Origin of the sequence: Melittangium boletus DSM 14713, assembly GCF_002305855.1 — a bacterium.
Lineage (GTDB): Bacteria > Myxococcota > Myxococcia > Myxococcales > Myxococcaceae > Cystobacter > Cystobacter boletus.
This window is the reverse complement of record NZ_CP022163.1, coordinates 8286260-8307931: the sequence shown is the minus strand read 5'-3', so window position 1 is coordinate 8307931 and position 21672 is coordinate 8286260. Positions and strand designations below refer to the sequence as shown.

General features: G+C 67.9%; 20 protein-coding genes and 2 pseudogenes. 19 read left to right on the top strand and 3 right to left on the bottom strand.

Annotated features, from left to right (window positions below; translation table 11 throughout):
* Positions 1-185: 185 nt before the first annotated feature.
* From MEBOL_RS34410 to MEBOL_RS34400, 3 genes are all read left to right on the top strand, one after another.
* Positions 186-1373: a hypothetical protein gene (locus MEBOL_RS34410; protein ID WP_245919110.1), complete on the top strand. Its 1188-nt coding sequence runs from the start codon at positions 186-188 to the stop codon at positions 1371-1373.
* A gap of 116 nt (positions 1374-1489) precedes the next feature.
* A complete protein-coding gene (locus MEBOL_RS34405) occupies positions 1490-1957 on the top strand; it encodes a DoxX family protein (protein WP_095981388.1) in 468 nt (155 codons plus the stop codon).
* A gap of 82 nt (positions 1958-2039) precedes the next feature.
* A complete protein-coding gene (locus MEBOL_RS34400; protein ID WP_095981387.1) occupies positions 2040-3029 on the top strand; it encodes an aldo/keto reductase in 990 nt (329 codons plus the stop codon).
* Positions 3030-3067: 38 nt separating this feature from the next.
* On the opposite strand, the gene MEBOL_RS34395 is transcribed toward MEBOL_RS34400, so the two are convergent.
* On the bottom strand, positions 3068-3973 hold the full coding sequence (locus tag MEBOL_RS34395) for a LysR family transcriptional regulator (protein WP_095981386.1): 906 nt from the start codon (positions 3971-3973) through the stop codon (positions 3068-3070).
* A 191-nt stretch (positions 3974-4164) separates the two neighbouring features.
* Here MEBOL_RS34395 and MEBOL_RS34390 point away from each other — a divergent pair, with 191 nt between their 5' ends.
* From MEBOL_RS34390 to MEBOL_RS34335, 13 genes and pseudogenes are all read left to right on the top strand, one after another.
* Entirely contained in the window at positions 4165-5208 is a 1044-nt protein-coding gene (locus MEBOL_RS34390; RefSeq protein ID WP_095981385.1) for an NAD(P)-dependent alcohol dehydrogenase, read from the top strand.
* A 16-nt stretch (positions 5209-5224) separates the two neighbouring features.
* Positions 5225-5371, top strand: a complete 147-nt coding sequence (locus MEBOL_RS41580) for a hypothetical protein (protein WP_157823843.1) — start codon at positions 5225-5227, stop codon at positions 5369-5371.
* Positions 5372-5457: 86 nt separating this feature from the next.
* Positions 5458-5724: pseudogene (locus MEBOL_RS34385) on the top strand (efflux RND transporter periplasmic adaptor subunit); the annotation flags it as partial.
* A gap of 75 nt (positions 5725-5799) precedes the next feature.
* Positions 5800-8949: an efflux RND transporter permease subunit gene (locus MEBOL_RS34380; protein WP_095981384.1), complete on the top strand. Its 3150-nt coding sequence runs from the start codon at positions 5800-5802 to the stop codon at positions 8947-8949.
* 162 nt (positions 8950-9111) lie between these two features.
* Positions 9112-9261: pseudogene (locus MEBOL_RS43380) on the top strand (aldo/keto reductase); the annotation flags it as partial.
* Entirely contained in the window at positions 9212-9397 is a 186-nt protein-coding gene (locus tag MEBOL_RS34370; RefSeq protein WP_095983177.1) for a hypothetical protein, read from the top strand. The pseudogene MEBOL_RS43380 and the gene MEBOL_RS34370, both read left to right, overlap by 50 nt.
* A gap of 32 nt (positions 9398-9429) precedes the next feature.
* Positions 9430-9978 (top strand): (R)-mandelonitrile lyase, encoded by a 549-nt coding sequence (locus tag MEBOL_RS34365; RefSeq protein ID WP_179956339.1) that lies wholly within the window; start codon positions 9430-9432, stop codon positions 9976-9978.
* A gap of 31 nt (positions 9979-10009) precedes the next feature.
* Positions 10010-10702, top strand: a complete 693-nt coding sequence (locus MEBOL_RS34360) for a RibD family protein (RefSeq protein ID WP_095981383.1) — start codon at positions 10010-10012, stop codon at positions 10700-10702.
* Positions 10703-10809: 107 nt separating this feature from the next.
* Positions 10810-11532, top strand: a complete 723-nt coding sequence (locus MEBOL_RS34355) for an NAD(P)-dependent oxidoreductase (RefSeq protein WP_095981382.1) — start codon at positions 10810-10812, stop codon at positions 11530-11532.
* A 225-nt stretch (positions 11533-11757) separates the two neighbouring features.
* Positions 11758-12579, top strand: coding sequence for an AfsA-related hotdog domain-containing protein (locus tag MEBOL_RS34350; protein WP_095981381.1), 822 nt, complete (start codon positions 11758-11760; stop codon positions 12577-12579).
* Positions 12576-13223: a methyltransferase family protein gene (locus MEBOL_RS34345; protein WP_095981380.1), complete on the top strand. Its 648-nt coding sequence runs from the start codon at positions 12576-12578 to the stop codon at positions 13221-13223. Before MEBOL_RS34350 ends, MEBOL_RS34345 begins: the two co-directional genes overlap by 4 nt.
* A 67-nt stretch (positions 13224-13290) precedes the next feature.
* Positions 13291-15984 carry a PEP/pyruvate-binding domain-containing protein gene (locus tag MEBOL_RS34340; protein WP_095981379.1) on the top strand — a complete coding sequence of 898 codons (2694 nt, stop codon included), beginning with the start codon at positions 13291-13293 and terminating at the stop codon, positions 15982-15984.
* Positions 15981-16907 (top strand): hypothetical protein, encoded by a 927-nt coding sequence (locus tag MEBOL_RS34335; protein WP_245919107.1) that lies wholly within the window; start codon positions 15981-15983, stop codon positions 16905-16907. The genes MEBOL_RS34340 and MEBOL_RS34335 overlap by 4 nt, the downstream gene beginning before the upstream one ends.
* 42 nt (positions 16908-16949) lie before the next feature.
* Here the strand turns inward: MEBOL_RS34335 and MEBOL_RS34330 are convergent, their stop codons facing one another.
* Positions 16950-17462: an NUDIX hydrolase gene (locus MEBOL_RS34330; protein WP_095983174.1), complete on the bottom strand. Its 513-nt coding sequence runs from the start codon at positions 17460-17462 to the stop codon at positions 16950-16952.
* Between the two features lie 68 nt (positions 17463-17530).
* On the bottom strand, positions 17531-18439 hold the full coding sequence (locus MEBOL_RS34325) for a LysR family transcriptional regulator (protein WP_095981378.1): 909 nt from the start codon (positions 18437-18439) through the stop codon (positions 17531-17533).
* Positions 18440-18518: 79 nt separating this feature from the next.
* Here MEBOL_RS34325 and MEBOL_RS34320 point away from each other — a divergent pair, with 79 nt between their 5' ends.
* From MEBOL_RS34320 to MEBOL_RS34310, 3 genes are read left to right on the top strand one after another with little or no spacing between them, the layout of a single operon-like run.
* Entirely contained in the window at positions 18519-19754 is a 1236-nt protein-coding gene (locus MEBOL_RS34320) for an acyl-CoA dehydrogenase family protein (RefSeq protein ID WP_095981377.1), read from the top strand.
* Between the two features lie 5 nt (positions 19755-19759).
* Positions 19760-20584: an SDR family oxidoreductase gene (locus tag MEBOL_RS34315; protein ID WP_095981376.1), complete on the top strand. Its 825-nt coding sequence runs from the start codon at positions 19760-19762 to the stop codon at positions 20582-20584.
* Between the two features lie 13 nt (positions 20585-20597).
* Positions 20598-21671 (top strand): phosphotransferase family protein, encoded by a 1074-nt coding sequence (locus tag MEBOL_RS34310; RefSeq protein ID WP_095981375.1) that lies wholly within the window; start codon positions 20598-20600, stop codon positions 21669-21671.
* Position 21672 lies beyond the last annotated feature (1 nt).

The following is a 21672-nucleotide window of genomic DNA, read 5'->3' as shown; positions in this document are numbered from 1 at the left end:
CGCGGGGCCACATCAAGGAAGCACGGCGGAGGCTTATCCGTTATAACGGACACCTTGTCAACCACTCCAGACAGCCGCCACCCGGCGGGCCCTCGCTGAAAGGCAGACTCGGGAGAAGGTTCACAAACCACTCGGTCCCCCGCGGCGTCCTCCGCTCGGGCCAGGAGTTCGCATTGTCACCGCTCATGCGTCGTTTCATCTCGCCCGCCGCCGTCGCCGCACTGGGGTATGTGCTGCAAGGGGAGGCTCATGCCCAGGCGCTACCTCTTCCGGATGAGTTCCGGGTAGGAGGCTCGCTGCGCTTCAGCTACTTCATCAAGAGCTGGGAGGGGCAGGAGCCCAACCGCCGGCGCTGGGGCGACGTGGTCTTCGATGTGTTCCAGCTCACCGCCAACGGCCGTCTGTCCAACCTCCAGCTCTCGGCGGACTACCGCTTCTACTCGGGCTACTCGCTGCTGCGACACGGCTTCGTCACCTACACGTTTTCCGAGAACACCCAACTGCAAGCCGGCGTGCACCGCGCGCCCTTCGGCCTGCTGCCCCTCGCGTCGCACAACTGGTTCGCCTCCCTGCCCTACTATCTGGGCTTCGAGGACGACAGTGACCTGGGGCTCAAGCTCATCCACACCCACGGACCCTGGAACCTGCAGTTCGCCTTCTACAAGAACGACGAGGGCAGCTACACCGGCCGCAGCACGGCCAGCGCGCGCTATTCCTATGACGTCGTGCCGGTACGCATGGCCAACCCCGCCGAGGCCTCCCTGGGCGTGGATCAGGCCAACTCGGAGACGAACCAGCTCAACGCGCGGGCGACCTACCTCTTCACGCACGGGCTGACATCCACCACCGAGTTGGGCCTCTCCGCCCAGGCGGGCCAGTTGTACAACGCCGTCACCCACCGCATGGGCTGGCGCTGGGCCGCCGCCGCGCACATCGAGGGCATCTATGGCCCCTGCAAGGTGAAGCTCGAGGCGCTGCACTACGCCTTCCGGCCCGCCAATCCCGAGGGCTCGGACAACAGCTTCGTGACGATGGGCGCCTACGACGCGCCCTACAAGGTGGCCAGCCAGGGGACGCTCGTGGCGGCGGGCGTGTCCTACACCCTGCCCATCGACCCGAGGGGCATCCTCTCGCGCATCGCCATCCACAACGACTTCAGCCTGCTCAAGAAGGCGAAGGCCGGGTACGCGACCGGGTACCAGAACACGATCGGCGCGCTCATCAACACGGGCCCGGTCTTCACGTACGTGGACCTGGCCACGGGCAAGAACAACCCCTGGCTTGGCACGCACTACGGCGATGCGCTGGTGGAGGGCTCGCCCACCGCTCCCTGGGAGACACGGTTCAACATCAACACGGGCTACTACTTCTGAGCATCCCATCATGTGGGATGTGCTGGAATGGTACAGGCGCCGTGTTCATTCTTGGTGCTGTTTCGCCGCCCGGGCCGCGCGCATCGTCTCGCGCCTCCACCCCCTCCGGTCGGGTCATGAAGAACACGCTTCCCGTTGCTCATTTCGCTCAATTGTACCTGCGTCTGGCGCTTGGAATTGGCTTCCTCCTGCCGGTCATGGATCGGCTGGGCCTGCTCGGTTCTCCCGGCGAGCCCAACGTCGGCTGGGGGAATTGGAGCCACTTCGTGGACTACACCCACTCCCTCATGCCCTACGTGAACAGGCCCCTCGCCGAGGTGTTGGGGGCGATCGCCACCGGGGCGGAGGTCGTGTTCGGGGTGTTGCTCATCGCGGGATACAAGACCCGGCTCGCGGCCCTGGGCAGCTCCGTGCTGACCCTGCTGTTCGCTGTCAGCATGTTGTTCTTCGCGGGATACCGGGCGCCCTTCAACTATTCCGTGTTCGTGGACAGCGCCGCCGGCCTCCTGCTCTCGGCCCTCCCCGTGTACCGATGGAGCCTGGACGGTCTGCCCCGCGACCAGGATCTGTCGCCTCACTGTTAAGCGACGCTTAAGAGCCTATTGGCTCCAGGGTGCGTAGTCCTCCGAGGGACCGGGGGTTATTTCTCTCCAAGGAGGAATCACAATGCAGAAGCGCGGACTTGGAAACAGCGGACTGGAAGTCTCGGCCATCGGCCTCGGCTGCATGGGGCTGAGCTATGGCTATGGCCCGGCAACGGACACGCAGGAGGCCATCAAGCTGATCCGGACGGCCTTCGCGCGCGGCGTCACCTTCTTCGACACCGCCGAGGCCTACGGCCCCTACAAGAACGAAGAGCTCGTGGGCGAAGCCCTCGCCCCCTTCCGGGACCAGGTGGTGATCGCCACCAAGTTCGGGTTCGAGTTCGATTCCAACGGCGGGCAGAGCGGCATGAACAGCCGGCCGGAGCACATCCAGGAAGTCGCCGAGGCGGCGCTCAAGCGGCTCAAGACCGACCGGATCGATCTCTTCTATCAGCACCGCGTCGATCCGAACGTGCCGATCGAGGACGTCGCGGGCGCGGTGAAGGAGCTGATCCAGCAAGGCAAGGTCAAGCACTTCGGATTGTCCGAAGCCGGCGTGCAGACCCTCCGGCGCGCGCATGCGATCCAGCCGGTCACCGCCCTCCAGAGCGAGTACTCCCTGTGGTGGCGTGAACCCGAGAAGGAGCTCCTGCCGACCCTGGAGGAGCTCGGGATCGGCTTCGTGCCCTTTTCCCCGCTCGGCAAGGGCTTCCTCACGGGCGCGATCAGCGAGAGCACGACGTTCGACAGCAAGGATTTCCGCAACATCGTCCCGCGCTTCACTCCGGAGGCTCGAAAGGCGAACCAGGCCTTGGTGGATCTTCTCGGCGAAATCGCGGCCCGGAAGCAGGTGACACGTGCCCAGCTCGCGCTCGCCTGGCTGCTGGCCCGGAAGCCGTGGATCGTGCCGATCCCGGGCACCACCAAGCCGCATCGCCTGGACGAGAACGTCGGAGCGGCGGCCGTTGAGCTGACGCCCGACGAGCTCCGCGACATCGAGGGCGCCCTCTCCAAGATCCCAGTCCAAGGAGAGCGGTATCCCCCGCACCTCCAGGCAAGGGTCGATCGCTGAACACGGCGAAATAGGCCGTTGAGCGGGGGCTTCGTGATTCACAGCACGTGCCTGGCCAGCTCCCTGGCCGCGTCCACGAAGAGGCGCAGCGCCGGGGAGCGCTGCGCACGGCTGGGGAAGTAGAGGAAGAAGCCGGGCACCGTGGGCGCGTAGGCCTCGAGCACCCGCTTCAACCGCCCGGTGCGCAGCTGCTCCGCCACCATGGGCTCGACGGCGTACGCCAGCCCCATGCCCTGCTCCGCCAGGGCCACGCTCAGCTGGCTGTCGTTGGTGACCACGCCCCCGCGTACCGGCACACGCCAGTTCCTGCGGCCCCGCTCCAGCTCCCAGGCATAGAGCGCCCCGGTGCTCCGCATGCGGAAGGTGATGCACTCGTGGCGCAGCAAATCCTCGGGCCGCTGGGGCGTCCCGTGGCGCTCGAGGTAGCCGGGCGCGCCCACCACCACGAAGCGGAACGCGTCGGTGAGCCGCACCTGCACCATGTCGCGCTCGATGGCCTCGCTCAGCCTCACGCCCGCGTCGTAGCCCTCCGCCACGATGTCCACGAAGCGCTCCTCGATGACGACCTCTACCTCCACCCGCGGGTGACGCTCGCGGAAGGTGGGGACCACCGGGGTGATGACGTAGGGCACCGCCGTCCGCGGCACCGACAGCCGCACCCGGCCCACCGCCTCTCCCGGTTGAGCGGAGACCTCGGTGAGGGTGGCGAGTGCCTGTCCCAAAGCCGGGCCCGCGCCCTCCACGAGCCGCCTGCCCGCGTCCGTCAGCGACACACTGCGCGTCGTGCGGGTGAGCAGCACCACGCGCAGCTGCTCCTCGAGCTGCCGCACCGCCTGGCTCACCGCGGGGGTGGAGACACCGAGCTCGCGCGCCGCGCCGCTGAAGCTGCGCAGGCGGGCCACGACGAGGAACACCTGGAGCTGCGGGAGGAGAGCCGTATTCATCGCGAGAGTCCCTTCCGGCGCCGGGCCATCGGTACGAATGCGACGACGCTACCGAGGAGCGCGGGCCTCACTGTTAAGCACGGCTTAAGAGCCTATTGGCTCCCTGGTGCGTAGTCATCCGCGGACTCGGGGCGTATTTCTCTTCGTGAACGGGGCGCAATGGCCCCGAGCCCACGAAAATCTGGAGACACATGCTCACCGTCCATGCCTACGCGGCCACGGCCGCGACAAATCCCCTCGGTCCGACGACCATCGAGCGCCGGGAACTCGGCCCGCACGACGTCCTCATCGAGATCAAGTTCTGCGGCATCTGCCACTCCGACATCCACCACGCTCGCAGTGAGTGGGGTTCGGCGAACTACCCCGTCGTCCCCGGCCATGAGATCGCCGGAATCGTCACCCAGGTCGGCTCCAAGGTCACCCGGCATGCGGTCGGCGACCGCGTGGGCGTCGGCTGCCTGGTCGACTCCTGCGGCGAGTGCGCGAACTGCCGCAAGGGTGAGGAGCAGCACTGCCTGAAGGGGAGCACCCTGACCTACGGCGGCATCGGGAAGGACGGCCAGCTCACCCAGGGCGGCTATTCCACCCACATCGTCGTGACCGAGGACTTCGTCCTCAAGATTCCCGAGGGTATCGGGCTCGACGCCGCCGCACCGCTGCTGTGCGCAGGCATCACGACGTACGCGCCACTGCGCCATTGGGGCGCCGGCCCCGGCAAGAAGGTGGCCGTCGTCGGTTTGGGCGGGCTCGGGCACATGGCCGTGAAGCTCGCGCACGCGATGGGTGCCGACGTCACCGTCCTGTCGCAGTCGCTCAACAAGAAGGAGGACGGCCTGCGCCTCGGCGCGGACCACTACCACGCCACGAAGGATCCGGAGACATTCAAGAAGCTCGCCGGCTCGTTCGACCTCATCGTGAACACGGTGAGCGCGAAGATCGACCTCGACGCCTACCTGTCACTGCTGGCCCTGGACGGCGCCCTGGTCAACGTGGGTGCACCCGCGGAGCCGCTCTCCGTCAACGTGTTCTCCCTGCTCATGCCTCGCCGGTCGTTCGCGGGTTCGCTGATCGGCGGCATCCGCCAGACCCAGGAGATGCTGAACTTCTGCGCCAGGCACCACATCGGCGCCGACATCGAGGTCATCCCGGCCAGCAAGATCAACGAGGCCTACGAGCGCGTGCTCGCCTCCGACGTCCGGTACCGGTTCGTGATCGACACCGCGACCCTGAAATAGCCACGGCCCGGTCCCCATGTCCTTTCGTCCCGCCCTGCTCCTGTTGGCGCTGCTCTCGACCCCGGCCCTGCGCCGGGCGGAGCTGACGCTGGCGCCGCGTGAATTCGAGCTTGTCCAGGCGCGCCTGGACGCATTTCCGACGGAGGCCCGGTGCGACTGGTGAGAAGGGTACGTCCCCTGAAGGCGCTGATGGTGGGACTGTGGGGGGCCGCGCTCGCGGCGGGAGTGTCTGGCTGCGGTGGCAAGTCCGAGGTGAGCGTGGCGGTGCCCTCCGAGCGTGCCCGCACGCTGCGGCCCGAGACACCGCTGGAGGTGCTCGACTCCCAGGGCAAGGTGCTCATCTCCAGTCCCCTCTTCTTCGTCGCCCCCCAGGCCGACCCGCGCACCCAGTTGGTCGAGGTGAAAGCGGCCTTCCGCAACACCGTGGACCTGCGCCCCAGCGAACTGGTGCGCGCGCGCCTCATCTACTCCACCCGCGAGACCCTGCAACTGCCGGCACTGGCGGTGGTGCGCCAGTGAAGCCGAAGAGCCCATCCCAGGCCCAGGCAGCCCAGGGCGCGGGTCCGACCGGAGGACGCCCTTAGGCACGTCATGGTGAACTTCTTCATCCGCCGGCCCGTGTTCGCGGCCGTCATCTCCATCCTGCTCACCCTGGTGGGGGCCATCGCCATCCCCACCTTGCCCATCGCGCAGTATCCCGAGCTCGCGCCGCCCCAGGTGACAGTGACGGCCACCTACGTGGGCGCCAGCGCCGAGGTGGTGGAGAGCGCCGTCACCATTCCACTCGAGCAGGAACTCAACGGCGTCGAGGGCATGCGCTACATCTCCTCGACCTCGAGCAACGATGGCACCAGCTCGATCACCATCACCTTCGAGCCCACCCGCGACATCGAGGTGGCCACGGTCGACGTGCAGAACCGCGTGGGCCGCGCCGCGGCACGCTTACCCTCGCAGGTGAACCAGACGGGCATCGTCGTCAACAAGGGCGCCAACCAGTTGCTCATCTCCTTCGGCTTGTTCAGCCCGGATGCGCGCTTCGACTCCGTCTTCATCAGCAACTACGCCGACGTCAACTTGAAGGACGCCATCAAGCGCGTGCGGGGGGTGAGCGACGTGCGCCTCTTCGGCGAGCGCAAGTTCAGCATGCGCCTGTGGCTGGACCCCACGGAGCTTGCCCGCCGCAAGCTCACGCCCCAGGACGTGGCGCGCGCGCTCCAGGAACAGAACCTGCAGGTCGCCGCCGGCCAGGTGGGCCAGCCCCCGAGCAGCGACGACCAGGCCTACCAGCTCGCGGTGAGTGCCATCGGACGTCTCGTCGAGCCCTCCGAGTTCGACGAAATCGTCGTGCAGCGCAGCCCCGACGGCCGACTGGTACGGGTGAAGGACGTCGGCCACGCGCAGATGGGGGCCGAGAACTACAACCAGCGCCTGCGCTTCAACGGCAGCCCCGCCCTCGGCCTTGGCATCAACCAGCTGCCCACCGCGAACGCGCTGGAAGTTCGCGACGCGGTGGTCCAGGAGATGGAGCGGCTCGCACAGCAGTTTCCCGCGGGGCTGGAGTACCGCGCCTCCACCGACACGACGCTCGCGGTGCGCGCCTCCATCAACGAGGTGCTCAAGACGCTGGTGGAGGCCATCGCCCTGGTCATCCTCGTCATCTTCCTCTTCCTGCACGGCTGGCGAAGCGTGCTCATCACCGCGCTCACCCTCCCGGTGTCACTCGTGGGCACCTTCGCCTTCGTCAAGCTGTTCGGCTTCTCCATCAACACCCTCACGCTCTTTGGCCTCACCCTGGCCACGGGCCTGGTGGTGGACGACGCCATCGTCGTCATCGAGAACATCGAGCGACTGATGGTGGAGAAGGGCCTCAGTGCCCGGGCAGCCGCGCGCGAGGGCATGAAGGAGGTGGCCGGCGCGGTGGTGGCCATCTCCATCGTGCTGGTGGCGGTGTTCGTCCCGGTGGCCCTCTTCCCCGGCACCACGGGCATCATCTACCGGCAGTTCGCCCTCACCATTGCCGCCTCGGTGGGCCTGTCCACGGTGTGCGCTCTCACGCTCACCCCCGCCCTCTCGGCACTGCTGCTCAAGCACCACCACGGGCCGAAGTGGATTGTGTTCCGCAAGGTGGACCAGGTGCTCGACGGGACGAAGCGGGTCTACGGCGGGATGCTGCGCCGCCTGCTCAGGCACCCGATCGCGGTGCTGCTCGTCTTCATCGCCTTCCTCGGCGCCACGGTGGCCCTCTTCCGCATGGTGCCCACCGGCTTCATCCCGGACGATGACCAGGGCTACTTCATCATCTCGGTGCAGGGGCCCGAGGGCATGCCGCTCGTCCGCACGGAGAAGGTCATCCAGGAGGTGGAGGAAATCGTGCGCGCGCAACCCGAAACGCGCGTCGTGTTCGTCCTCGTCGGCAGCGCGCTGGGCAACAACGGTCCCAACCTGGCCCAGGTCTGGGTGAACCTCCAGCCCTGGGAGCAGCGCAAGGGTGAGGAGCATTCGGTGGCCGCGATGGTGGAGCGGCTGCGCGGTCCGCTGGCGCAGCTCGGCGGAGCGAGGGTGGTGCCGTTGCTGCCCCCGGCCATCCGCGGAGTGGGCACGGTGGGCGGCTTCCAGTTCATGGTCGAGGACACCTCCGGCGGGCGCGAGCTGTCCGAGCTGGCCACCGCCGCACAGGATCTGGTGGGCACGAGCAGTGAAGACAGCCGCGTGCGCGGCATCTTCACCTCGTTCACGGCGGACACTCCGCAGCTGAAGGTCGAAGTGGACCGCCAGAAGGCCAAGTCGCTCGGCGTTCCCATCGAGCAGATCTTCGGCACCCTGCAGTTCTACATGGGAAGCCAGTACGTCAACGACTTCAACTACGCGAGCCGCACCTACCGCGTCTACCTGCAGGCCGAGCAGCAGTTCCGCGACACGCCGCAGGACATCGGCGCCTTCTACGTGCGCAGTGACAGCGGGGAGATGATTCCGCTCGAGTCGCTGGTGAAGGTGACGCCCACCACGTCCGCCCAGGTCATCCGCCGCTACAACCTCTTCCGCTCCGCGGAGCTCAACGGTCAGGCCGCCCCCGGCGTCTCCTCCGGCCAGGCCATGGCCGCCATGGAGGAGCTGGCCGCGCGGGTGCTGCCGCAGGGCACGGGCGCGGAGTGGTCCGGCCTCTCCCTCGAGCAGAAGGAGAGCGGCGGCCAGACGCTCGTCATCTTCGGACTGGGCCTGCTCTTCGTCTTCCTGGTGCTCTCCGCCCAGTACGAGAGCTTCACCCTGCCCCTGGTGGTCATCCTCTCGGTGCCCCTGGCGGTGCTGGGCGCCTTGGGGTTGCAGGTGATGCGCGGGCTGTCCAACGACGTCTTCTGTCAGGTGGGACTCATCATGCTGGTGGGCCTGGCGAGCAAGAACGCCATCCTCATCGTGGAGTTCGCCGAGCAGCTGCGCGAGCAGGGACGCAGTGCCGTGGAGGCCGCCATCGAGGCCTCCGAGGTGCGCCTGCGCCCCATCCTCATGACGTCCATCGCCTTCCTGCTGGGCGTGGTGCCTCTCATGCTGGCCAAGGGTGCCGGCGCCGCCGCGCGCAACAGCCTGGGCACGGCGGTCTTCGGAGGCATGCTGGTGTCCACCGTCGTCAACCTCGTCTTCATCCCCGGCCTCTACGTGCTCATGCAGAAGCTACGGGGCGAGTCGAAGCGCTCGCGCGATGAGGAGGATGGGGAGGAGGGCCTACCCGCGGTGCACTCTCCTTGAGTCCTCACGAGCCATGAACGGTTCATCTGTTAAGCACCACTTAAGAGCCTATTGGTCCCTGGGGCGTAGTCATCCGAGGACCCAGGGCGTACTTCTATTCGTGAACGGGGGCACCGGCCCCGAATCCACGCGGCCCGGCGAACCTGGAAGGGAGACATCATGCTGACCCAACGCAAGCTCGGACGACAGGGACTCGAGGTTTCGGCCCTCGGTCTGGGGTGCATGGGAATGAGCCAGTCCTATGGCACCCCCGAGGAGCGCGATGAGGGCGAGTCCCTCGCCACGCTCCAGCGCGCCCTGGAGCGCGGGGTACCTGGAGGAGAACGTGGCCGCGGCGGAGCTGGTGTTCACCGCCGCCGAGGCCGCGGAGCTCGACGCGGCCGTCCCGCCCGGCGCGACCGCGGGCCCGCGCTACACCCCGCAGCAGATGGCGATGGTCGACCGCTGAGTTTCCACCCATCACCCAACCGGAAGATGCACATGAAATTGCTCGCCACGACGGTCATCTCCCTTCCGCTGCTCGCCCTGGCGTTCGCCCAGGCCAACCCAGCGGGCGCCGCCTCGGGGCCGGACACTTCCCCGGCCGCCTCACGAGGAGGCACGCAGGCCCTGCACATCACGCGCAACGGTTCGCGGCCCTCCGCCAAGGGGCCCGCCGAAAACTTCACCGGCTCCGTCCGCGTTGACCCGCTGTTCCAGGCGAACAGTCCCTCACGCACCGCGGGCGCCTACGTCACGTTCGAGCCCGGTGCCCGCTCGGCGTGGCACACGCATCCGCTCGGACAGACGCTGATCGTGACGGCGGGCGTCGGCCGGGTGCAGGCCTGGGGCGGGGCCGTCCAGGAGATTCGCCCGGGAGACGTGGTGTGGACCCCGCCCGGCCAGAAGCACTGGCACGGCGCCTCACCAGACACCGCCATGACCCACCTGGCCATCCAGGAGCAGCTCGACGGCAAGGTCGTCGAGTGGATGGAGAAGGTCAGCGACGTACAGTACGGCAATCAACCCTCCGGGAAGAAGTCGCCCTGAGGGCCGCACCGCCTTCACGAGGACACGACAGATGAATGGAGCGAAGCGGCCGTACGTGATTTGTCACATGGTGCCCTCCGTCGATGGGCGGATCGTCACCTCGGGCTGGAAGCTTTCGCCCAGCACCCTGGCCGAGTACGAGCGGACGGCCCAGACATTCGACGCCGATGCGTGGATGATCGGCCGGATTTCCATGGAGCCCTATGCCGGAAAGGCCAGGGTTCCGGCGCGCAAGGTACCGCAGCCGATTCCGAGGACGGACTTCATCGCGAGGCGCGATGCGGAGTCCTACGCCATCGCGCTGGATCCCTCCGGCAAGCTCACCTGGAAGTCGAGCTCCATCGATGAGGAGCACGTGATCACGGTCCTCACGGAGCAGGTCTCGGACGACTACCTGGCCTTCCTTCAATCCAAGGGCGTCTCCTATCTGTTTGGCGGCAAGACGGACTTGAACCTGAAGAAGGTGCTCGAAAAGCTCGGGAAGGAGTTCGGCATCAAGAAGCTGCTCCTCGAGGGTGGCGGGAAAATCAATGGCTCCTTCCTGGCCGCGGACCTCATCGACGAGCTGAGCGTGCTGGTGGCGCCCATCGCGGATGGTGCCATCGGCACCCCGTCGCTCTTCGATTCGAGAGAGGGAAAGGGACCCACTCGCCACCTCAAGCTGGTCTCCTTCGAGAAGCGCAAGGGGGACCTGCTCTGGCTGCGCTACAAACTGAAGCGCTGATGGCCGTGCCGAAGACGTAGTGGAGAGTGGCGGGCCAGGTCAGCCGATTCTGGTATTGAAACCGTGGGCAATCCTATTGTCTCTCCTTCTCTCCGCGAGGTTTTCCAATGGTTGTTTCTTCTCGAGTCGTGGTGCTAGGGGCCGCGGGCCGGCTTGGACGTGAATTCGTACACGTGGGGGTGCGTCTGGGTCACACCGTCACGGCGGTCGCCCGGAACAGCGAGAAGCTGCGGGCGGCGCTGAAGGTGCCGGAATCCTCAGCCCTCACCTTCGCCGAGGCGGATGCACGAGACGTCGACGCGCTGGCCTCTCTCATGAAGGGAGCGGACGCGGTCGTGAACTCGGCCGGGCACGCCCGTGACGGAGAGGCTTTCGTCGACATCGGCCGCACGGTGGTTCAGGCGGCGGAGCGCGCACTGGGCCCAGGCGGGCGGCTCTGGTTCGTCGGAGGCATCGGCGCGCTGCGCGTCCCGCACACGGATCGTCTGGGAGTGGATCTCCCTGGGATGCTGGAGATCTACCAGACCCACCGGCTCAATCATGAGACGCTGCGCGCCTCGGCGCTCGATTGGTCAATGCTTTGCCCTGGTCCCTTGATTGACACAGCCGAAGGACCTTCCCTGGAGGAGCTGCGCATCACCACCGATGTCATGCCCGTCGACATCGATGTGAGCGACAGCCCCAGCGATGCCCTCCTCTTCTCGCGTCTGCGCGAGCGGCTCCCCGAGATCACCATTCCCTATATGTCGGTCGCCGAGATCGCGATGCGCCATCTCGAGAAGGAGGGCCCGTTCAGCCGCCAGCGCCTGGGAATCGCCGTTTCCAGGTAGGTGGAAGTGCAACGACCGGACGCGGGAAGGAACCCGATCCTACCCGTGGCATTCTCTCGCGGACGGCCATGGATCCGAAGGGCGGTGAGGCGCCAGGATTCGGGAGCAACTCCTATCACCCAACTTCTGGGATTGTGTTTGACGACCGCTGCCGTCCCCTCCCAGAAACAGTCGTGTCAGATCTGGAAGTTAGGCTGTTTTCCCCCTTAGTCGGAGAAAACAGTCATGCAACAGGCTTCAAACCAACCCGGACGCCGCGTGCGGGTGGACGCACCGGAGACCGTCCCCTTCCTGCTCGTGCCCGAGCCGCTCCTGCCGGAAATCAACCACCCCTGCCGCATCCCAGTGAAGAACGTGGAGGAGGCGAAGTTCCTGGCCGCGGTCCTCCAGCAGCACTGTGGGCTCCACCTGGGAGAGCGGGCCTCCGAGTACCAGGAGTTGGCGGACTGGGCGGATGCCACGCCCGTGGGCGTGAGCGTGGGTCACGCCTGGCGAAAGGAGCCGTTGGAGCACCTTTCCGAGCTGCTGAGCTCGGTGCCCGTCCGCAATCCGGTCTCCGAGGGACGGCATCTGTTCGAGGCGGGAGAGTCCGGGACGATGGAGCGCATCGATCCCGTGCTCGTCCATAAGAAGGACCCGGCGAACGTGCTGCTCGCCAATGCCTGCCGGGTGGGTGCGCTCCAGCAGTTCAACGCGTTCACGGAGTCGCCCGAGTTCGTCTTCGACCATCCGTCGGATCACGTACAGGGCATGCTCCTCACGGAGATCGCGCGCCAGGCCTCCATCGCGGCCATCCACGAGGTGGGGCTTCCGCTCGACTGGGTCATCACCCTGACGCGCCTCTCGATGGAGTTTCAGCGCTTCGTGCGGATCGGCGTTCCCCTGGTGGTCCGTGCCTTCCTCAGCTTCCGGCTCCCCGAGTGGGAGGAGCCGGTGCGCAGCGACGGACGCCGCAAGCGCACCTGGGCCTTCGTGCAGATCTGGCAAGAGGGGCGCTGCTGCTTCTCGGGGATCCTCACCGGCGTCACCGTGCGGGGGCAGTCATGAAGCACCTGCACCGCTGGCTGCCCACCCTGCTGCTGGTCTCGGGGTTGCTGATGCTCGTGCCGTTGGGCATCCGCCAGGTCCAGAGCACGCCGGAAGAGAGCCGAGCCGTGGCGGCCCTCTTGCTGGTGGCCTATGTGCTCTGGGCGCTGCTCGAGAGCCGCGTGACGTATCGAGAGGTCGGCAAGCCCGTCGCCGAGCGCGATGGCGCCACGCTCGAGTTCTACGGCGTGGCCCGGGTGATCACCGCCGTGCTCGCGGTGGCGTTCCCCGCGCTGGCGGCGCCTCCCGAGGTGCGCATCGGGGGACTGCTCTGCTTCGTCGGAGGGGTCACCCTGCGGCTGATCGCCATCCGCACGTTGGGCCGGGCCTATTCGCACCGGGTGCGCCTGCCCGACGCGAGCCTGCTCGTCACGGACGGCGTGTACCGGCTCCTTCGGCATCCGGCCTACACCGGCATGCTGCTGGCGCACGCGGGCTACCTGACCGTTTTCTCGAGCGTGCCGGGGATCGCCGCGTTCGTGTTGCTCCTGGTTCCCTCCGTGCTCCTGCGCATCCGGCACGAGGAGCGGCTGCTGCTCGGCTCTTTCCCGGGCTACTCGGCGTATGCGGCGAGCCGCAAGCGGCTCATTCCCTGGGTCTGGTGACCCGCCCCCTGGCGCTCCCCCGAGCTGCCCTTTGATGTCTTTCGTTCCCGAAGGAACCCACACCATCATGTCTTCCACCCCCCTCCTTGTCTCCATGACCGAGGCCGGCGACCCCCAGCACGTCGGCCAGAAGTTCGCGCGCCAGCAGCGCCTGGCCCAGCGGGGCTTGCCGGTCCCTCCCTTCTTCTGCCTCACCACCGGGACGTTCCAGCAGGTGGCGGCTCCCATCCTCCCCTCCATCGAGCAGCTCACCGCGATGGTGGACCAAACCTCCCAGCAGGACATCCGTCGCGTCGCCAGCGGCATTGAACAGCTCTTCCTGGACGTCCCCCTGGGGGCCGAGCGCGAGGCGTCCATCCTGGAGGCGTTCGACCGCACCTTCGGCGCGGACGCCACGGTGGCGGTGCGGGCCTCCGTCGTGGGCAGTTCCCTGGCCGAGAGCGAGGACTCGGAGACGGATCCGTTCGCGGGCGTGAGCTCGACGTTCCTCTACGTCAAGCGCGGCCAGTTGCTCGACCGGATCCGCCGCTGCTGGGCCTCGGGGTTCACCCCGGAGGGACTGATCTACCGCCTGGCCCAGGGGCGCGGCCTGCGCGGGCTCACCGTGGCGGTGGGCGTCCAGCGGATGATTCCGGGGCGCCGCTCGTTCGTGGTCTTCACGTGCGACCCGAAGACGACGGAGCGCAAGACGCTCATCGTCGCGGGCCACGGGATTGGCGAGGGCGTGGTGCAGGAGAAGGTGGGCGTCGACCACTACTTCCTTCATCCCCAGACGGGCCGCATCGGCCAGGAGCTGGGACACAAGGCGGAGATGCTGTGCGAGAACCCCGTGCCCGGCGGCGAGCTGCTCTGCCTGCCCGTGCCGGAGCCCCTGCGGGACGCGCCCTGCCTGTCGGACGCGGAGATCCAGCGGCTGGGGGCGCTGGCGCGGGACATCGAGAACATCTTCGGCGTGCCCCAGGACATCGAGGGCACCTTCACGGAGGACGGGACGCTCCACGTCCTCCAGTCGCGGCCCATCGCCTTCGACTTCCGGAAGATTCGCGTGTGGAGCTGCGCCAACGTCTCGGAGAGCTTCCCGGGCGTCACCACCCCGCTGACGTACTCCCTCGCCAGCCACTTCTACGAGGTCATCTTCTATGACCTCGTGCGCCGCATGTGGGGCGCGGACTCGCGGACCCTGCACGACCACAAGACGGCCTTCCAGAACATGCTGGGCTTCATCGACGGGCGCGTCTACCACTCGCTGTCGGGCCTGATGCACGTCAACGGCATGAACCCCATCGCCGCGCCCTTCATGAGGGATCTGGAGCACGTGCTTCAACTGGACACCTCGCTGTTCATCCGGTTGCCCGGCCATCGCGACAGCTTCCCCAGCACCGCCCAGTACGCGCTTGCCCTGGGACGTGCCATCACGGGCGCGCTGAGCGCCACCGCGTGGTTCCGGCACGACTTCGACGCGTACGAGAAGTGGTGGAAGCAGACGCTCGCCGGGATACGGACCCTGACCCCGGAGCAGGAGGATCCGCTGGTCCTCATCCACCACTTCCGGCGCCTGTGGACCGGGGTGGGAAACTGGTGGGGGCTGACGCTCATCAACCACTGGTACATCAACACGTACTACGGGCTGGCGAGCCGGCTGCTGCTCAAGTGGACCGGGGAGGACCCGAGCGCGCTGCTCGTGGGCCTGCTGTGCGGGGCCCGGCCGGATGCGAGCACGCACTCGCTGCTCTCCGCCGTGGCGCTCGCGGAAACCGTGCGCGCGGACAGCGCCCTGTCGAAGCTCTTCGCGGAGGGCGAGGCGGAAGCCGTGTGGCGGAAGATCGAGGCCAGGGAAGTCCCCGCCGCGTTCGCCCAGGCGTTCCGCGAACACCTGCGTGAGTACGGGGACCGGGGCATCCAGGAGCTGAACGTGGAGCGGCCGAACCTGCGGGAGACTCCGTGGGAGCTGGTGCGCATCGTCCAGTCCTACGCGCGCACGTCCGTCACCCGGGAGGAGTTGAAGGCGTCCGACAAGGCACGGCGCACGGAGGCGGAAGCCCAGCTGCGTCAACTCCTGAAGGGACAGCCGCTGCGCCGGCTCGCGCTCCAACCACTGCTGGAGCGGCTGCGCCTGGTGATTGGCCTGCGGGAGGACAGCCGGTTCTGGCGCGGTCAGCTGTTCGGCTTCAGCAAGCGCGTGTTCGCGGCGCTGGGGCAGCGGATGGCGGAGCGAGGCGTGCTCGAGGCGCCGCTGGACGTGCATTACCTCACCATGCACGAGGTGTTGGACCACTTCGAGGGCCGGGGCGTCACCCGGCGGCTGAGCGAGCTCGTGCGGCTGCGCCGGCAGGAGCACCAGGACAACCAGAAGCGCCAGCCGCTCCGGGACTTCACCACCGTGGGGAGCGTGGCGGACGGCATTCCCCAGGCCGCCGAGGCCGTGAGCGGCGACGCCTCCCTGCTCAAGGGAATCGGCTCGAGCGCGGGCATCGTGGAGGGCTTCGCGCGCATCGTGAAGGATCCAGGCGCGGTGGGCACGCTGAGCAAGGAGGACATCCTCATCGCGAAGGAGACGGATCCCGGCTGGCTCTTCCTGATGCTGGCCTCCGGAGGCATCGTGGTGGAGCGGGGCAGCATGCTCTCGCATACGGCCATCGCGGGGCGGAAGTTCGGCATCCCGACGGTGGTGGGCGTGCCTCACGCGACGACCCTCATCCCGGACGGGGCCCGCGTGCGGGTGGACGGCACGACGGGAATGGTCACCCTGGTGACGTCATGACGGTGGCCCTGCTGTCCCGGAGCAAAGCGGTCCTGCGCTTCTCCCTGCAGCGCTTCCCTCCCCTGTTCTACGGCGTGGGCTTCATGCTCTGGACCCTGGGATTGGACGGCCTCTTCCAGCGCCTGGATGGGCAGGGCTTCACGCTGTCCTGGGACCTGCTGCGCGTGGCCGTGAGCGTGGCGGGCGCTGGGTACTTCATGCGCATCGTGGATGAGCTGCGCGACTACGAGTACGACCGGGTCTACAACCCCAGCCGGGGACTGGTGCGCGGCGACGTCAGCTTCGAGGACCTGTACGGCGTGCTCACGGTGTGCGCGGTCCTCCTGGTGGCGCTGAACCTGCCGGTGTCATGGCCACGGGCGCTCATCCTCCTGGGCATCATGGGCTACAGCCTGCTCCTCTGGTGGCTGGAGCTGAACAACGCGGCGTACCAGCGGAGCATGTTCCTGAGCATCGGGGTGGGCATCCAGCTGCACGTCGGTCAGGCGCTCTACGTCTGGGTGGCTCACGCCGAGCGCACCGGGAGGCCCCTCGACACAAGGGGTTTGCCCGCCATGCTGGGGCTCATCTGCATCTACCTGCACTGGGAGGTGATGCGGAAGACGGCCTGGCCCGGGTCCACGAAGCCAGGAGAGAAGCTGTATTCCGATGAGGTGGGCTCGGTGGCGAGCTGCCTCATCGCCTTCGCCCTGGCCGCCGGGGCCGCGGGACTGTGGCTGGGCCTGACGAAGCCCTGGAGCGCGGAAACGCTTTCCCAGGGAGCCGCCTGGCTCTTCCTGCTTCCCCTCGCGGTCGCGGTCCTCAACGTGGCCCTGTTCTTCGGGACCCGGAGCCCGAGGGAGCGCTCGGGGCGGATCGCGGCGCTCAGCTACCTCTCGTTCATCTTCACCGTGCTCCTGTGTGGCTTCCTGGGGAAGGCCTGAGGAGCGTGAACCGGGGCGCCTGAGCCGGCGGAGTCCACCGGCTCAGGCGTCCCGCCAGGACAGCAGGACGGGGTGGTCGGGGAGATGTCCCGCGATCACCGTCCTCGCCAGGTCCGCGAGCCCCGCGGGCTCGATGTGCTCCTGGGTCGCGCTCAGCTCGTCAATCGTCCACCAGCGAGTGCCAAGCACCGGGTTGTCCTCGGTCTCGGCGAGGCGGCTGGTATCGACCTGATCGTCGGGCAGTCGCACCAGGAAGTAGCGCTCCCGCGCGTCGCGCGCCCTGCGGAACAGGCGGAAGGGCCCGTCACAGGCCGCGATCTGGGGGCCGATCTCGGCCTCCCGGCCGATCTCCTCGGACAGCTCCCGCCTGCAGGCCTCGACGTGGCTCTCGCCCGGCTCCAGGCCACCGCCCGGCATGAACCAGAAGGTCTTCGGCGCGCCGTCCGGCCCCTTCGCGTGGACGGACTGGTAGGCGATCAGCAAGAGCCGGTCCCTCGGGTCGAAGACGAGGGCACGGGCGATGGGGCGGATGGGCAATGGGGTCTGGTCGGTCATGCCCATGGGTTAGCAGACCGGGGTGACGGGATCCGCGAGACCGCGAGGCCGCAGCTCGGTTCCCAGGTTCACGCCTCTGTCAGGGCGAGCACCTGCTCGCGCAGCCATCGGCCCCGGGGGTCCAGGTCCGTCTGCCGGTGCCAGTAGAGGTGGATTTCCAGGGGAGGAAGCTCGAGCGGCATCGGCAGCAGGTGGTTGCCCAGGGGCGCGGCGATGGCCTCCGCGTGGCGCCGGGGCATGGTCAGCAGCAGATCCGAGCCCGCGACGATGCGGCACGCCGCCTCGTAGTGCTGACAGCGCACGGCGATCTCCCGCTGGTGGCCCAGGCGGTTGAGCACCAGATCCTCCAGGGCCAGGCCCGTGCGCCGCGAGGACACGGTGACGTGCCGGGCCGCCAGGTACGCCGCGAGGTCCAGCTTGCGCCGCCGGGCGCTCACCACGCGGAAGCTGTCGCGCAACAGGGGCGCGTGGAGCAGTCCGACACTCGTGGGCTGGGCCACGTCGATCGCCAGGTCCAACCGGCCCGAGGCGAGATCCCGCTCCAGCTTCGCCCGCTCGACCCGGACGCTGGTGACACGCACCTTCGGCGCACTCGCCCGCAGGCGCTCGAGGAGCCCGGGCAGCAGGGAGGGCTCCAGTTCATCGTTCATGGCGATCGCCAGCTCGACGACGTCCCGCCCGGGCTCGAACTGGCGGGTGCGGTGCACCGCCTGCTGGAGGAGCGTGAGCGCCTCGCGGATCTCCGGCGCGAGCCGTTCCGCGAGCGGCGTGGGCGCCACCCCCCTCCCCTCCCGGACGAACAGCGGCTCGCCGAGTTGTTCCCGCAGCCTCGCCAACGCGTGGCTCACGGCGGACTGGCTCAGGAAGAGCACTTCCGCGGCCCGGGTGAGGCTGCGCTCCTGGAGGACAACGTCGAACACCCGGAAGAGGTTGAGATCCAGCCCCGTGAGGCGCGAGGACTCCTGAGCCCGATTCATGACCACACATGACCAACATTCACTGGATTCATCAACTCCCCCGGATCAGGATGCTCCAGGTCCACACCAGGGAGTCGCGATGAACTTCGAGCCGAGCGCCAGGAGCAAGGACTACCTCGAGCGCGTGAAGCGCTTCGTGCGCGAGCACATCGAACCCGCGGAGTCGCGCTACATGGCGCAATTGCACGCGGACCACGCGGGGGGAGACTGGCGCCGCTGGCGGGTGCCGCCCGAGATGGAGCAATGGAAGGCCCGCGCCAAGGCCGAGGGCCTGTGGAACCTGTTCCTCCCCGACGCGACGCTCGGGGCCGGGTTGAGCACCCTGGAGTACGCCCCCATCGCCGAGGAGACGGGCCGCAGCTTCCTCGCTCCCGAGGTCTTCAACTGCAACGCCCCGGACACCGGCAACATGGAAGTGCTCTGGCGCTACGGCTCCGAGGAGCAAAAGAAGCAGTGGCTCCAGCCGCTGCTGGCCGGGGAGATCCGCTCGGTGTTCTGCATGACGGAGCCGGAGGTGGCCTCCTCGGACGCCACCAACATGCAGGCCACGGCGGTGCTCCAGGGCGACGAGGTCGTACTCAACGGCCGCAAGTGGTGGTCGAGCGGCCTGGGTCACCCCAACGCCAGGATCGCCATCTTCATGGCGCACACGCCCAATCCGGACCTCGACCGCCGGCAGCAACACTCCATGGTCCTGGTGCCCCTGGACGCCCCCGGGGTGACGGTGGAGCGCATGCTGCCGGTCTTCGGTGACCACGATGCCCCCCACGGGCATGGCGAGGTGCGCTTCGACAACGTCCGGGTGCCCACCTCCGCCGTGATTGGAGGCCTCGGCCGGGGCTTCGAGATCGCCCAGGGGCGTCTGGGCCCTGGACGCATCCACCACTGCATGCGCTGCATCGGCGCGGCCGAGCGGGCCCTCGAGCTGATGATCGATCGGGGCATGGGACGCACCGCCTTCGGCAAACCGCTGCTCAACCTGGGCGGCAACCGGGAGCGCGTGGCGGATGCCCGCATCGCCATCGATCAGGCGCGCCTGCTCACGCTCTACGCGGCCTGGAAGCTGGACGAGCTGGGCGCGCTCGGGGCCATGACGGAGATCTCCGCCATCAAGGTCGTCGCGCCCAATGTGCTCCAGAAGGTGGTGGACGACGCCATCCAGTTGCATGGCGGCGCCGGGGTGTCGAACGATACGCCGCTCGCGGGCTTCTTCGCCCAGGCGCGCAGCCTGCGCATCGCGGACGGACCGGACGAAGTGCACAAGGGCGTCATCGCCCGCATCGAACTCGCCAAGCGCGGATTTTCCCGGAGCTGACAGCCATGAGCCACAAGCGCGTTTTCATCACCGGCGGAGCCAGTGGGCTGGGGCGGGCCATCGCCCTGCGCTATGCCCAGGCCGGCTGGCGGGTGTGCATTGGCGACGTCCACGCCCAGCGAGGCGCGGAAGCCCTGGCGGAGCTCCAGGCCCTCTCGCCCCGCTCGCTCTTCCTCACCTGCGATGTGACCCGCGAGGAGGATCTGCGCGAGGTGGCCACGCGGCTCACGGCCGAATGGGACGGCGTCGACGTGGTGGTCAACAACGCGGGCGTCGCCCAGGCGGGCACCATCGACGAGGTGCCCATCGCCGACTGGCAGTGGGTGCTGGAGATCAACCTCCTGGGCGTGGTGCGCGGCTGCCACGTGTTCACGCCGCTGTTCAAGCGCCAGGGCCATGGTCACTTCGTCAACGTGGCCTCCATGGCCGGGCTGCTCGATATGCCCAGGATGAGCTGCTACAACGCCTCTAAGGCGGCGGTCGTCTCGCTGTCCGAGACGCTGCAGAACGAGTTCGTCGGCACGAATATCGGCGTGAGCCTCGTCTGCCCGTCCTTCTTCAAGACCAACCTCGCCGAATCCCTGCGCACCACGAACCCCGGCACGCGCCAGTTCGTGGAGAAGCTGCTGTCGCGCTCGAAGCTCACGGCGGGGGACATCGCGGAGCAGATCTTCCAGGCCGTGGAGAAGCGCGAGTTCTACGTCCTTCCCCATGCACAGGGCCGTCAGGCGTGGCTGCTCAAGCGCCTGCTGCCGCGTCGGCTCTACACCGAACTGCTCAAGTCGCAGATGAGCAAGATGCGCACGGGCGGCGCCTCTCCGTCCGCCTGAGGTCCCAGAACCCATGTCCCAGACCCAGATCACCGACCAGGCAGGAGCCGTGCGCGCGGGCGAGGAGCTCGACGTCGCGGCCGTGGACGCATGGCTCAAGACCCAGGAGCCCTCGCTGCACGGCACGCCCGAGGTGACCCAGTACTCGGGGGGCGCCTCCAATTGGACCTACCGGTTGAAGTACCCCGAGCGCGACCTCATCCTGCGCCGGCCCCCCTCGGGCACCAAGGCGAAGTCCGCGCACGACATGGCCCGCGAGTACTCGGTGCAGAAGGCGCTCAAGCCCGTCTATCCGGCGGTGCCCACCATGGTGGGCCTGTGCCAGGACGCGTCCGTCATCGGCACCGACTTCTACGTGATGGACCGCATCCCGGGCTTGATTCCCCGCAAGCACCTGCCCCGGGGTCTGTCCTTGAGCGAGGCACAGACTCGCGAGCTGTGCCTGCACGTCATCGACAAGCTGATCGAGCTGCACCAGGTGGACCCCCGGCAGGCGGGGCTCTCGGCGCTGGGCAAGGGCCCTGGCTATCCCCGGCGGCAGATCGAGGGCTGGTCCGAGCGCTACGAGAAGGCCCGCACCTGGAACGTGCCGAGCTTCCGCTACGTGCGCGACTGGCTGCGCGAGCACACCCCCGAGGACATCGCCACCCGCGTCATCCACAACGACTGGCGCTTCGACAACGTGGTGCTGGATCCGGACCGGCCCACCGAGGTCATCGGCGTGCTCGACTGGGAGATGGCCACGGTGGGGGATCCGCTGATGGACCTGGGCAACACCCTCGCCTACTGGGTGCACGCGGACGACGACGTGTTCCTGCGCACGACGCGCCGCCAGCCCACCCACCTGCCCGGGATGCTCCGGCGCGAGGAGGTGGTCGCGTACTACCTGGAGCGCACGGGCCTCAAGCCCGACCATTGGATCTTCTATGAGGTGTACGGCCTGTTCCGCCTCGCGGTGATCGCCCAGCAGATCTACTACCGCTACCACCACAAGCAGACGCGCAACCCGGCGTTCAAGAACTTCTGGGTGCTCATCAACTACCTGCACTGGCGCTGCCGCTGGCTCATCCATCGCGAGGGCCGCTGAC